Here is a 12,258-nt window from a genome sequence, read left to right on the forward strand (position 1 = left end):
GGTGTGAGCCATTAAGCTAACCTGTACTAATTACCCGTGAGGCTTAACCATACAACGCCAAACGCGTTTTATGACAGCGTAACAGACAGAAGTTAGTATACTAAAGTAGATTTACGATTATCAGATTTCCAGATTTTAGTTAATTGCAGATGCGATTAACGACCAGAATATGCTTGGTGACAATAGCGTTTTGGACCCACCTGATTCCATGCCGAACTCAGTAGTGAAACGAAACAGCGCCGATGATAGTGTGGCATTTGCCATGTGAAAGTAGGACATCGCCAGGCTCCTAATTAAAGAAACCCGATTCGAAAGAGTCGGGTTTTTTGTTGCCTGTAGAAAAATAAAACACCCAACCAAGGCCCCCTACGACCTATATCCTTGTAGGCATCGGTGACATTTGCCATGTGAAAGTAGGACATCCTACTGCGTAGCGCACCATGGCTCCTAATTAGAGAAACCCGTTGCAGCAATGCAGCGGGTTTTTTGCGTTCAGGGCTAAATCGTCCAGTACCATACTGAGATTGCATACAGAGATAAAAGACGCATAAGCGCAAGGTGAAGAGACGTAGGAGGCACTTTAGTGCCGAAAGTGTCTGATATGCCCTTCATACAACACCCCTGACATTCACGGCTAAAGCCGTTCCCACGCTTCTTAATCACAATGACAGAAGTGCAAGGGGCTCTAAATCGCTCATTTCACTTCTGGCTCAAATAATTAGGACGTAGAGGCACTTTAGTGCCGAAAAATGATTATGCCTTTCACACATAACCACTGATATTCACGGCTATAGCTGTTCCAATGAGATAGTGATTCATTGCTAGTTATTAAAACAAGCCATATTCTTCGGTCTCTTCGGCTTCATGGCGCATTAAATGCTCAGGGCGGAATATGGCGCTAGGATCGAGTAACAAACTATGCTTGTTTTTCATTTTGATTAAACCACGCATCATATTTTTAGTTTGAGGATCAACATCAAAACCTACGGAGGTAAGCTTATCAAGCGGTTTAATATCCTCTTTCTTTACATTGATATTGTCTTCTACCTTGTCAACGAGGAGGCCTATATGAGGTGTTACGCCATCTTTAGTGGTAAAGATTATGATAGGCTTGTAATCCAGAATAATCTGCTCTCTTGCAGACTCAAACAAGCGTATTAACTGATTAAACACTTGGCGCTTCTTTTCTTCAAATAAACGAATAACGTTCTCTTTTGTCATTGTTTTTTGAAGGTCTAAGAATTCACGCGCCATGGCGTGCAATTCTCTGTGGGGGGTGTCGAACTTATCGAGGATATTTTGCAGGTCTTCGTTGTCAGTTTTAAAGCTGTTGTACCATCGGCCAAAATCGCATTTATCCGGATCAATTGTGTTTGTGAAGGCTGCGCCTGTGAGCAGGCTATGCTCTAGTGCGCTCAACCATTGTTGGTGATCTTTTTCTTTTTCAACCAATAAGTCAGTGAGCTCAGCATTTGTCTTATTGGTTGATTGGTTATTAAGTACAATGCCTAAATCAAAGATGGGCGTGGGTGTTTCCATGTAATCTTTTACACCAATGAAGCTTTTATTTTCATTAGGCAAAGATGTCAGGTTATTTTCGTAACGTTCTGTTAGAAGAATATCGAGAATCTTAAGTGAAATGGTCTTTTGCCCAACACGAAAATTAATCAGATCCATATTTCCCTCAAAGCCTTGTTAAGTCTTTAAAGCATAGAACATTATTTCGATTTAGCAGTAGTTAATTTCAATTACTTTTAAAATAGGATCGGTAGATCTTTTTATCCGTGTTGTTTGCCTGATTGTTAAATAAATCGGCAAACTCAGACGTATCACTAAAGAGCTTATTTAGTTCAGTCAGTAAGCATTGATTATTCAACGGTGTTGTGCACTTTTGTGCGGCGCTCACTAACGCAACTGCATTCAAATAGCCTTCAAAAATAATTCTGTTAGGGCTTGTGTTATAGGGCTTGATATCTGCTCTAAATTGCTTGCATAAGGAGTTGTCACACTGATTGGGGTCTGGCACAACCTCCGTTACCATAATAGTACTTGGGTGGTGAATGAGAGAGTATAAATCAAAACTCGACACAAATGATACTGAGGTATAGTCGGGTTTAAAACCTTGCTCGTATCCAGTATTAATAAATTCGGCTAATGGTTGATAAGTGCCTACCATGCATACTGCGGTGACTCCACTAACTTTAAGTTGTTCTAGTGCCTTTGATATCTCTTCGCTATTTCGTTTGAAACGTGCAACTTCAACCGGTACCAAATCGTGTTTTTGCAGTGCCATTATTAAGTTACTTTCAACTAAAAAACCAAACTCATCGGCTTGGATCATCAACCCTATTTTTTTATGCTTGCGCTCCTGAACTAAATAATTAATTTGCTCTATCGCTTCATCTTGATAGCTTGCGCGTAAGTTAAAGACGTTTGGCATTGACTGGTTATGGAGAAAGTCAGCACCAGTAAAAGGCATCAGGAAGGGTACTCGATGTCTATCTAAAAGGGGCTTAATCGCACTTGCAGTCGGTGTACCCATCGAGCCGAAAATAGCGTCTATTTTGTCGTTAAATAAAAATTGTCGCGTGTTTACAACGGTGTTTTTAGGCTCATAACCGTCATCAGCAAGAATAAGATCAATATTTTGACCATGTATTCCATCACGTGCATTTACTTTGTTGAAATAGATTGTACTACCCAGTGCTAATTGCTCGCCGATGTGTTTTGCAGGGCCTGTTAGTGCGGTAGACATCCCTAATTTTATAGGTGGCTGTGTATGTTGAGTGTTGCCTATAATGGGCACGAAAAGCAAGCAAACCGCTAGTCGCTTAACGGTTGCTCTTATTAAGTAAAGTAAACTGGGCATACCAACCGTGTACTGCTTTTTTGAACCGAATGTCGAACTCTTTTTTACCCGTGAAGTGTGCTTCATCAATTACGCTTTTCACATCAATTTGCTGTAATACTAGTCTAATAAGGATCATTTTTGTATCTTGGTCGAGTAAATTTAGACTAATAGGCATGTGCCAAATAAGCTGCCACAGTAAGGGTTGTAATTTAAAGAGTGTAACGTCGTTGTTGAGTAACCTGTCTGCTCTATTAAGCATTTCTGAAGAGCAACCTATTGTTGAATAGCCTGAAAGTAGTTCATCAACTAGTTGCCATGGTAAAGAGTTAAAATGCCCAAATAGTTGCACGGATAGGTCTTGCTTAAATTCTTCTTTTAATTGCTCTGTGACTGCTTTGCTTTGTGTTTTTAATGGCTTAATAACAAGTGCAGCATGTTCTGCAGTGGCTTTATCACGGTTAAAACCTAGCTTTACAAGACGAAAACCATTTGTTTTCCAAAACCTAACTAATGACGCATTTGCCCCAAAACTTGCACCAAAGAAATCGCACGTACTTAGTTGTTGTTGGCAAAAATCTAATAAGGCAGATCCTATACCTTGTTGGTGGCTCTCTGGTGCTACAGCGATTCTCACAACGCGTGCAGAGTGACCTGTTAGCCACTGCGTATCATGCGTTAACTGAGTTAATGTTTGTGCCATTAAATGCCCTTGCGGGCGGCGTTCGCCTGTTATTACTTGCTCTGCAATATCTTGCGATAGTCCCCCTTCAATTGCGACTAAACAGACGGCTTGTAGGTTTTCTGCTTGTCGGCAAATAAATAAGTGTAATTCAGGTGCATCAAGCAATTGACGTAAATCACTCACACTGGTTTGGTAGTGCGCTAACGCGAGGAGTGCCATAACTTGGCTTAATAAGTGTTCATCACGAATAAGGCGCTCCTTGCTAACCTGCTCGAACTGCAAAGGTAACGAACTAGCGACTTGATTGTATTGCGCATCAAGCAGTAATAAATCGCGTATGGCGTACTCAAGCGGATCATGCTTTGCAAAGCGGATCGGTGCGTCTAAGTTTATTGTCTTTAATGACTTAAACTGGCTGCGCAAATAATGTAAAAAGCGCAGTGTATAACCGCGGCCATTGCCTTCATAACCGACCATGGTGCTAGCAAACACAATACGTGGGTACGAGTGTAAAATTTGCATTAGCATAGGAACAGGGATAGCTGCAGCTTCATCTATAAATAGCAGATCGCATTGAGGTTTTTCATTAAGGAGGTTATCAGGAGCACTATAACTTAGGTTTGCAAGTTGCTTGCAATTGGCTTGCAAAGGGACATTAAGTTGTTCAGCTAAGTGTTTAAATGTGGTTTGCACCGCTTTAACTTGAGTCGCACACAGCAGTATTTTTTTATCCTTTAATGCAGCAGCTGCAAGGCCTAATGCGGCTGATTTTCCTCGCCCTCTATCAGCACTAATTACGAGAGGACGATGTGCGCGACCCTGTGCTGTTTTAATTATTTGCTCAATACACGCCTGTTGTTGAGAGAAGTCAATTAATGCGTGATGTGGGTGTATTGTTTGATATGTCGTTGGCGTGATGTGCTGCTTAAAAATGTGTGTTTGCGACTCTAATAATGTCGTTGGCGTGATGTGCTGCTTAAAAATGTGTGTTTGCGACTCTAATAATGTAGTTAGGCGTTCATTAAAGAAACTATGCGTTATTGTTTGTCCAAACGATGTGACGTTTTCAAGCGCAGGATCGACCCATGCTGGGTCATTCGGGAGTAATAAAATAAACACACCACCGGCTTTAACTGTACCGGCAAGCGCGGCTAACTTATCTGCATACAGTCCACTAAAACCATCAAAAATCGCGTGTTGAAACTCTTGTCCAAGAATTTGATGAACATGCTTTGGGAAGACGCTATTTTTTAATTGATGGCAACTGCTAAACACATACGTGTTTGGCAGTGACAGTTGATTGGCAAATGCATAACACCAGGTTGCATCGCCTTGCACCACAATAAGCTGACGATGCTTGGCAATCGTCAGCTCAGTGATGAGCATGCTTAGGTAGTCGTTATAAGGCTTGAAGTCTTGCATACTGAGTAACAAGCCACTTACTGCCTAAATCATCAAAGTTCACTTGAATACGTGACTGTGCACCACTGCCTTCATAATTTAGTACCGTTCCTACACCAAATTTTGCATGTAAAACGCGTTGCCCTAAATTAAAGCCACTGTCTTCAAATGCGGCATGTGTGACTGATGAGCTAAAACGGCCTGCGGCTGGGGGCCTTGAAACTTGTGTTTTGATACGAATTTCCTCAACACAGTCTTCTGGCATTTCGCGCAAGAATCGAGAGGGGCTGTGGTATTTTTCTTGGCCATATAAACGGCGAGTTTCAGCGTGACTAATGTACAGCTTTTCCATCGCTCGGGTCATGCCTACATAACACAAACGGCGCTCTTCTTCTAAGCGACCAGACTCCTCATTACTTTGCTGTGAAGGAAACATGCCTTCTTCAACACCCACCATAAAAACAAGCGGGAACTCAAGGCCTTTTGCTGAATGAAGTGTCATCATTTGTACGGCATCTTCGTGCTCATCGGCTTGACCTTCGCCTGATTCGAGAGAAGTGTACGCAAGAAAGCCTTGCAGTGGTGAGCTGAATTCTTCGTCTTCAGGTAGCTCATATTGGCCACAGGCACTAATGAGCTCTTCTAAGTTTTCTACGCGAGCGCGGCCTTTTTCACCTTTTTCAGCTTGGTACATGGCCATCAACCCTGAAGTTTGAATCGCGTATTTAGCTTGCTCTTCTAAGGTAAGATCACTGATTTTGTCTTCAATGTGCTCAACCAGCTCTAAAAATTTTGTTACTGCACTGGCTGCACGCCCAGATAGATGCTGCTGTTCAATAATGGCTTTTGCAGCATACCACAGAGGAAGAGACTCGTTCCGCGCACAGTCACGAATGTGGCTGAGGGTTTTATCTCCAATGCCACGAGCAGGGGTGTTAATAACGCGCTCAAAGGCGGCATCATCTTGGCGATTACCCACTAAGCGCAGGTACGAAAGGGCGTCTTTAATCTCTTGACGCTCGAAGAAGCGCATGCCGCCATAAATGCGGTATTTAAGCCCTTCTTGTAACATGGCTTCCTCGAGTACACGAGATTGCGCATTGTTACGGTATAGAATCGCGGCATCTTGCAAGGCATTACCAGCATTTAGCCAGCTACGCAGTTTACTGCTTACGAAACGGGCTTCATCTAATTCGTTAAAAGCGGCATACACCGAAATTGGTTCACCCTCGTTACCATCGGTCCAGAGGCTTTTACCCATGCGTTCAGCATTATTTTTAATTAGCGCATTGGAGGCTTTTAATATTGTGGCTGTTGAGCGGTAGTTCTGTTCAAGACGAATGGTTTCGGCTTCGAAGTCGGTTAAAAAGCGTTTAATATTCTCAATACGTGCACCGCGCCAACCATAGATACTTTGGTCATCATCACCTACTATCATAATGCTGTTGGTGTTTCCTGCTAGCAGCTTTAACCAAGCATATTGAATCGTATTGGTATCTTGGAACTCGTCTACCAACATATGAGCAAAACGCTGCTGATAATGACGCAGTAGCGTAGGGTGATTGTTAAGTACTTCGTAGCAGCGTAATAAAATTTCTGCAAAGTCGACCAAACCAGCACGATCGCACGCTTCTTGATATGCGGCATAAACTTTCAGCATCATTTGCTCATTGATATCGTAAGTCTGAATATCTTTAGGGCGCAGACCTTCGTCTTTTTTAGCACTGATGTACCAGCTAAACTGTTTCGCTGGCCACTTTTTATCATCGATATTCATTGCTTTAAGTAAGCGTTTGATCATTCGCTGCTGATCGTCTGAATCTAAGATTTGAAAGCTTTCAGGTAATTTTGCTTCACGATGATGTGCACGCAAAATACGGTGAGACAACCCGTGGAAAGTGCCAATCCACATGCCACCAACAGGCGCTTTTAAGGTTTCTTCTACGCGAGAGCGCATCTCTTTTGCAGCTTTATTGGTAAAGGTGACCGCAAAAATACTGTAGGCAGAGGCTTGCTCAACTTGCATTAGCCATGCGATACGATGAACAAGTACTCGAGTTTTACCAGAACCTGCACCAGCAAGTACTAGCATATTTTGCAATGGGGCTGCGACTGCATCCCGTTGTTTGTCATTTAAGCCATCGAGTAATTCAGAAACGTCCATCGTTACGCCTTTTCAATCTATAATGAGAGGAGTATAACAGGTGTTTATGCAAGGCTAAATAAAATACTGTTTTTATAAACAGCTATTTTGGCAAGTTATTAAAATTGCATAATAAAAATTGTGAATTTGACCTATTTGTGGCAAAAAGAACTAAAATAAAAACAGTGTGAAAGTTTAACGTGTTGATTTATAAAATATAATAAGTTGGCATGAAGTGTGTTTATAATAAAGTATAATCATCAAAAACTACAGAGGTTAGTATGGCAGAGCAAGGTTCTGGCGGTAATGTAATCGCAGCAATATGTAATATCTTTTTTCCCGGTTTAGGGCAACTGGTGCAAGGTCGTTTGATGGCGGCGATCGCATTTTTCTTAGCGTGGATCATAAGTGGGGTATTAATTTATGTCGCCGTTGGTTTCATATTACTTCCGATTGTATACCTATGGGCAATCATTGATGCCGCGCGTTTCAAGTCGCGACTCTAGCAATTTTTTATATATCTAAACAGCATTAACACTAGCGCCATTGGGCGCTAGTGTTGTTTTTGGCCTTCTGAACTCGCTACTGCATGCCGCAACCGATATAATTACTGCATCAAGAGTTGTGAGTATTTACGATGGAATATCAATTTATCCGCGATCCAATGAGCGGTTTACGTATTAAAATTTCGACTGAACATGCGGTTATCGGTCGTTGGTTGAATGAAGAAATAGGCAAAGAAAAAATAGCGATGGTCCAGGCGCTAATTTCCGCCGTTAAAAATAGCCATGAGCCCTTAACACTGCAAGGCCAAGAAATAGATTTGATTTTGAGCAAGGACGAAGCGTTGTTTGAAGCCCATGCTCTTCATCAAGATAATGAAGATCTCATGGCGTATCAGGATGATGATTTAATGCTTGAAGAAAATGGCTTAAGCAGTGGCTGCGGTTTTGAGGATTTTGTTGATTTAATTGAGTCTTGGCACGCGTTTGCGCAAGGTCGTTAAGCAGGGCTTAAAGCCCTACTTAATTAATCACTCGATAGTGTGTTTATTGTTCGCTCACTGATTTAACTGCAGCTAACAATACGTCTTCTGTTAAACGAACTTTATAATTAGGGTTCGCATACTGAAAGTGGATAAGCCCTTGCTTATCTACTACAAAAACAGCAGGAACGGGTAACGCAACCTGTGCTTTGCCATCGAGTGATACAAAGTTAACCCCTAACTTGTTACGATAAATTTTTGCTGTTTTGTCATCGAGATAAAATGCCAAGCCCAACGTTTGGCTCAATGCCAAACTATCATCAGAGAGTAGTTGATAGTTCGCAGAGGTTATTTTAGTCTCGGCTAGCTTTTCTGGACTATCCGGAGATATTGCAATAATTTGTGCCCCCAAGTCTGCTAATTGATCCTCAATTTTTTGTACGTTGGCTAATTGCTTGGAACAATAGGGACACCATCCACCTCGGTAAACGATTAATACGGTAGTTTTTTCTTTAAAACGTTTTTTTAAAGAAACGGTTGTGCCGTTTTGGTCTTTTAAATCAACATCTGGAATTGTTAATCCAGGCAATAGTGGACTGACGTGCTCTGCCGAGTCAGCAATATTATGAGCTGTGGCTGCAAGTGTTTGGCTAGATAGCACAAGTAATGCACTAACAAGAAGGGTTCTCAGCATGGTATTCCTCAATTATTTTTTTCAACTGCTTATGAAGACCTGCTTAGCTGTTTTTTAATTTCATCAATGCTGAATTTATCTGTAGTATATAGCTAAATAAAAATGCAAGTTGGGATTAAAAATGTCTGCTAATTTACAAAAAATCGTTGTCATGCTTGAGATGCAAAATGCCATGAATACAAAAGTGCATGAGCAATGGTTTAGCCAAGGTTTTGAATGGTATCGTGCTATTTGGGTTGAGTGTGCTGAAATGCTCGACCACTATGGTTGGAAATGGTGGAAAAAACAAACCCCAGATACTGAGCAAGTTATTTTGGAGCTGGTCGACATTTTCCATTTTGGTTTATCACTGCGTATCGACGGGGAAACAAGTTACGAGCAACTTGCCGCTCAACTTGAAGCTGAACTAAGTGCGCCTGAGCAAGCTGACGATTTTAAACAAACGCTTGAGTTATTGGCTGCAACCGCCGTTGCTGAAAAGCGTTTTAATGCTGCCGCATTCGCTGGATGTATGGCGCAAATTGGCATGGATATCGACGATTTATATCGTGGCTATGTTGGCAAAAATACACTTAATTTCTTCCGCCAAGATCATGGTTACAAAGATGGCAGTTATATAAAGGTGTGGAACGGTCAAGAAGATAACGAGCATTTAGTTGAAGTCGTTAAAAGCCTCGATACGGAGCATGCTGATTTTGCAAAGCTTGTCTATCAAGGCTTAGAGCAGCGTTACCCTAAATAAACCTATTTATGCTCACTTTAGGGGCATGAAGTCACGAAAGTCGGTGGTAGATAAATAGCCATCGAACTGTTTATGCGGTTGTCGGCTATCAGGGTTGGCAACCGCAAGTATATGGCCTATGCCAAATTCTTTGGCCGCGTCGAGCACTGCGGGACTGTCATCAACAAATAAAGTGCGCGCTTTATCAAACTGCCATTCTTGTTGCACTTGCTGCCATAAAGGTTGATGTTCGTTACTCACACCATATTGATGGGTTGAAATAACGCCATCTAAATAATTGTCTATTGCCGTTAACTCAAACTTTAACATGACACAATCTGGGTGGGCATTCGTAAGTAAGATTAATTCTTTGCCTGTTTTTCTAAGTTCGGTTAGAAAAGGGGGGACGTCTTCGCGAATTTTTATTAAATGCTGAATATCACGCTTTAACGCCATAATGGGTAAATCGAGTTGCTGTTGCCAGTAATCTAAACAATACCAACTTATTTGGCCGCTTACTTTTTGATAGCGTTGAAAAATGTCTGTTTTCGCCTGTTCTAAACTGAGTCCATGCTTTAATGCATATTGTTCGGGAATAACGGTAAGCCAAAAGTAATTATCAAAATGCAAATCGAGCAGAGTGCCATCCATATCAAGCAGTACTGTATCGATTTTTGACCAATTTAACATAGGCAATTCACTTTAAAAGATTTATCATGAGTGTAACTGACATGATAGCAAATTAATGCCAATGACACAGAAAAAGCACCCAACACCTCCGCAAATATTGTCTAACGAAGTAGTCGCCAAAAGCCGACTATTTACTGTTGAATCTCTGGCTTTGAAGTTTTCAAATGATGAAAAAAGGCAGTATGAAAGAATTCGTGGTGGAGGCCGGGGAGCTGTGATGATTGTGCCCGTTACAGCTGATAATGAATTGCTATTAGTAAGGGAATATTGTGCAGGCACGAACGACTATCAACTCGGTTTTCCTAAGGGCTTAATTGATCCTGGAGAAACACCAGAGCAAGCCGCAAACCGAGAGCTTAAAGAAGAGGTCGGTTTTGGTGCGAAGCATTTTTCTGCACTAAAAAAAGTAACGATGGCACCCAGTTACTTTAATGCCACTATGCATATTCTCTATGCAGAGCAACTTTATCCAGAAACGTTACCTGGTGATGAGCCTGAACCGCTCGTTGTTGTTAAATGGCCAATACAAGATTGGCAATCTTTATTACAACAAGATGACTTTACTGAAGCACGAAGTGTTGCAGCTTTGCTATTATTAACAAAGTACCTAGAGTCAGGAGCGGGCAATGAATAATTTTTTAGAACCGTGCATTCGTTTAGCTGAGCAGGCAGGTGAGGCTATTATGGCTATTTATCAGCAAGATGATATTGGTGCTGAAGAAAAGTCAGATAATACACCCGTAACGAAAGCTGACTTGGCATCGAACGAAGTATTGATGGCAGGCCTAAGAAAGTTGGCTCCCGATATTCCGATTATGTCTGAAGAGACGCCTATTCCAGCACTTGAAGATAGGAAACATTGGCAGCGATATTGGTTGCTAGATCCTATGGATGGTACGGGAGAGTTTATTTTAGAAAGTGGCGACTTTGCGGTAAATATTGCGTTGATTGAAAACAATCATCCCGTCTTAGGCGTTATACACTGGCCAGCTAAACAAGTGACGTATTTCGCAAGTTATCAAAATGGTGCGTTTAAACGTGAAAATGGCCAAGATAAGCAAATTTCGGTAGCAACGCCAGATAACTTAACATTAGCGGTGAGTCGCAGGCAAAAAATTGAGGCGGTCAGTCAATATTTAAATACTCAGTTTGCCACCGTAGCATTAGGATCATGTTCATTAAAGGCTTGCATTATTGCTGAGGGGAAAGCAGATTGCTTTTTACGTATTGGCCCAACAGGTGAATGGGATACTGGTGCATCTCAAGTAATTGTCGAAGAAGCTGGCGGATGCATTACTGACGCTGAATTTAACCCACTGACTTACAATCAACGAGAAAGTACTGAGAATCCTGATTTTATTGTAATGGGACACCCAGATTGGGAGTGGCAAAAAATGATCAGTCCTCATCAACGTGCTCTTTAGAGTAGTTTTGTGTGCTTTTTGTTCGCTTGAACCGCTTTTATTATTATAACCCTTGATTTCTAATTTTTTTGCTATATTATAGCGCTCTCTCTGGTACAGGGCATCGTTAACATGCTTATGTTACTAAGAGATTACAGGCGCGGGATGGAGCAGCCTGGTAGCTCGTCGGGCTCATAACCCGAAGGTCGTCGGTTCAAATCCGGCTCCCGCAACCAATTCTTTAAATTGGCTGACTTCTTAAATTAAGTGAGAAGAAAAATAAACTTAATAATTTCAGGCGCGGGATGGAGCAGCCTGGTAGCTCGTCGGGCTCATAACCCGAAGGTCGTCGGTTCAAATCCGGCTCCCGCAACCAACTGAAATTAAATTAGCAAACATGATCAGACACGCCACCGCGTGTTTTTTTATGCCTGAAATTCAGGTTTATGACCCGAAGGTCGTCGGTTTGCTTTCATAGGCTCCCGCAACCCACTGAAATTAAATTAGCAACAATGATCAGACACGCAGCCGCGTGTTTTTTTATGCCTGAAATCCAGGTTTATAATCCGAAGGTCGCCGGTTCGCCTTCATAATTCCCCGCTCCCGCAACCCACTGAAATTAAATTAGCTAAAATTATTAGATACACATCAACGTATTTTTGCCTAAAACAATAGCGGTATTATTGGG

General features: G+C 41.7%; 11 protein-coding genes, 2 tRNA genes and 1 rRNA gene. 8 read left to right on the forward strand and 6 right to left on the reverse strand.

The window, feature by feature from the left end; genetic code table 11:
• Positions 1-172 precede the first annotated feature (172 nt).
• A 5S ribosomal RNA gene (rrf, locus tag ACSSVW_RS14640) occupies positions 173-287 on the forward strand.
• Between the two features lie 541 nt (positions 288-828).
• Here rrf and ACSSVW_RS14645 read toward each other — a convergent pair.
• The 4 genes from ACSSVW_RS14645 to uvrD all read right to left on the reverse strand — a co-directional run bounded on the left by ACSSVW_RS14645 (position 829) and on the right by uvrD (position 7,098).
• Positions 829-1,677: a CZB domain-containing protein gene (locus ACSSVW_RS14645; RefSeq protein WP_036974285.1), complete on the reverse strand. Its 849-nt coding sequence runs from the start codon at positions 1,675-1,677 to the stop codon at positions 829-831.
• Positions 1,678-1,744: 67 nt separating this feature from the next.
• Positions 1,745-2,869: an ABC transporter substrate-binding protein gene (locus tag ACSSVW_RS14650; RefSeq protein ID WP_454179567.1), complete on the reverse strand. Its 1,125-nt coding sequence runs from the start codon at positions 2,867-2,869 to the stop codon at positions 1,745-1,747.
• Positions 2,832-4,955: a GNAT family N-acetyltransferase gene (locus tag ACSSVW_RS14655; RefSeq protein WP_454179568.1), complete on the reverse strand. Its 2,124-nt coding sequence runs from the start codon at positions 4,953-4,955 to the stop codon at positions 2,832-2,834. Before ACSSVW_RS14655 ends, ACSSVW_RS14650 begins: the two co-directional genes overlap by 38 nt.
• Complete coding sequence (gene uvrD, locus ACSSVW_RS14660) at positions 4,933-7,098, reverse strand: DNA helicase II (RefSeq protein WP_454179569.1); 2,166 nt, start codon at positions 7,096-7,098, stop codon at positions 4,933-4,935. Before uvrD ends, ACSSVW_RS14655 begins: the two co-directional genes overlap by 23 nt.
• A 260-nt stretch (positions 7,099-7,358) precedes the next feature.
• On the opposite strand from uvrD, the gene ACSSVW_RS14665 reads away from it, so the two are divergent.
• Positions 7,359-7,583 carry a hypothetical protein gene (locus ACSSVW_RS14665; protein WP_036974279.1) on the forward strand — a complete coding sequence of 75 codons (225 nt, stop codon included), beginning with the start codon at positions 7,359-7,361 and terminating at the stop codon, positions 7,581-7,583.
• Positions 7,584-7,714: 131 nt separating this feature from the next.
• A complete protein-coding gene (locus tag ACSSVW_RS14670; RefSeq protein WP_075594193.1) occupies positions 7,715-8,083 on the forward strand; it encodes a YacL family protein in 369 nt (122 codons plus the stop codon).
• A 43-nt stretch (positions 8,084-8,126) separates the two neighbouring features.
• On the opposite strand, the gene ACSSVW_RS14675 is transcribed toward ACSSVW_RS14670, so the two are convergent.
• The gene (locus ACSSVW_RS14675) at positions 8,127-8,753 is read right to left on the reverse strand and encodes a peroxiredoxin-like family protein (protein WP_036974307.1); all 627 of its coding nucleotides are present in this window, start codon (positions 8,751-8,753) and stop codon (positions 8,127-8,129) included.
• A gap of 124 nt (positions 8,754-8,877) precedes the next feature.
• Here ACSSVW_RS14675 and ACSSVW_RS14680 point away from each other — a divergent pair, with 124 nt between their 5' ends.
• Positions 8,878-9,498: a dUTP diphosphatase gene (locus ACSSVW_RS14680; protein ID WP_036974274.1), complete on the forward strand. Its 621-nt coding sequence runs from the start codon at positions 8,878-8,880 to the stop codon at positions 9,496-9,498.
• Positions 9,499-9,510: 12 nt separating this feature from the next.
• Here ACSSVW_RS14680 and yrfG read toward each other — a convergent pair whose 3' ends face one another.
• Positions 9,511-10,167: a GMP/IMP nucleotidase gene (gene yrfG, locus ACSSVW_RS14685; protein WP_454179570.1), complete on the reverse strand. Its 657-nt coding sequence runs from the start codon at positions 10,165-10,167 to the stop codon at positions 9,511-9,513.
• A 61-nt stretch (positions 10,168-10,228) separates the two neighbouring features.
• Here yrfG and nudE point away from each other — a divergent pair, with 61 nt between their 5' ends.
• From nudE to ACSSVW_RS14705, 4 genes are all read left to right on the forward strand, one after another.
• A complete protein-coding gene (gene nudE / locus ACSSVW_RS14690; RefSeq protein ID WP_199525031.1) occupies positions 10,229-10,801 on the forward strand; it encodes an ADP compounds hydrolase NudE in 573 nt (190 codons plus the stop codon).
• Positions 10,794-11,591 carry a 3'(2'),5'-bisphosphate nucleotidase CysQ gene (gene cysQ, locus ACSSVW_RS14695; RefSeq protein ID WP_454179571.1) on the forward strand — a complete coding sequence of 266 codons (798 nt, stop codon included), beginning with the start codon at positions 10,794-10,796 and terminating at the stop codon, positions 11,589-11,591. Before nudE ends, cysQ begins: the two co-directional genes overlap by 8 nt.
• A gap of 138 nt (positions 11,592-11,729) precedes the next feature.
• Positions 11,730-11,806: transfer RNA gene (locus ACSSVW_RS14700), tRNA-Met, on the forward strand.
• A 63-nt stretch (positions 11,807-11,869) separates the two neighbouring features.
• Positions 11,870-11,946: transfer RNA gene (locus tag ACSSVW_RS14705), tRNA-Met, on the forward strand.
• Positions 11,947-12,258 lie beyond the last annotated feature (312 nt).

This window comes from Pseudoalteromonas sp. MBR-15 (assembly GCF_053628915.1).

What these genes read in the sequence shown, in the direction of transcription:
- ACSSVW_RS14645 (WP_036974285.1), bottom strand. Translation starts at nt 1,677, where the DNA reads ATGGATCTGATTAATTTTCGTGTTGGGCAAAAGACCATTTCACTTAAG.
- ACSSVW_RS14650 (WP_454179567.1), bottom strand. Translation starts at nt 2,869, where the DNA reads ATGCCCAGTTTACTTTACTTAATAAGAGCAACCGTTAAGCGACTAGCG.
- ACSSVW_RS14655 (WP_454179568.1), bottom strand. Translation starts at nt 4,955, where the DNA reads ATGCAAGACTTCAAGCCTTATAACGACTACCTAAGCATGCTCATCACT.
- uvrD (WP_454179569.1), bottom strand. Translation starts at nt 7,098, where the DNA reads ATGGACGTTTCTGAATTACTCGATGGCTTAAATGACAAACAACGGGAT.
- ACSSVW_RS14665 (WP_036974279.1), top strand. Translation starts at nt 7,359, where the DNA reads ATGGCAGAGCAAGGTTCTGGCGGTAATGTAATCGCAGCAATATGTAAT.
- ACSSVW_RS14670 (WP_075594193.1), top strand. Translation starts at nt 7,715, where the DNA reads ATGGAATATCAATTTATCCGCGATCCAATGAGCGGTTTACGTATTAAA.
- ACSSVW_RS14680 (WP_036974274.1), top strand. Translation starts at nt 8,878, where the DNA reads ATGTCTGCTAATTTACAAAAAATCGTTGTCATGCTTGAGATGCAAAAT.
- yrfG (WP_454179570.1), bottom strand. Translation starts at nt 10,167, where the DNA reads ATGTTAAATTGGTCAAAAATCGATACAGTACTGCTTGATATGGATGGC.
- nudE (WP_199525031.1), top strand. Translation starts at nt 10,229, where the DNA reads ATGACACAGAAAAAGCACCCAACACCTCCGCAAATATTGTCTAACGAA.
- cysQ (WP_454179571.1), top strand. Translation starts at nt 10,794, where the DNA reads ATGAATAATTTTTTAGAACCGTGCATTCGTTTAGCTGAGCAGGCAGGT.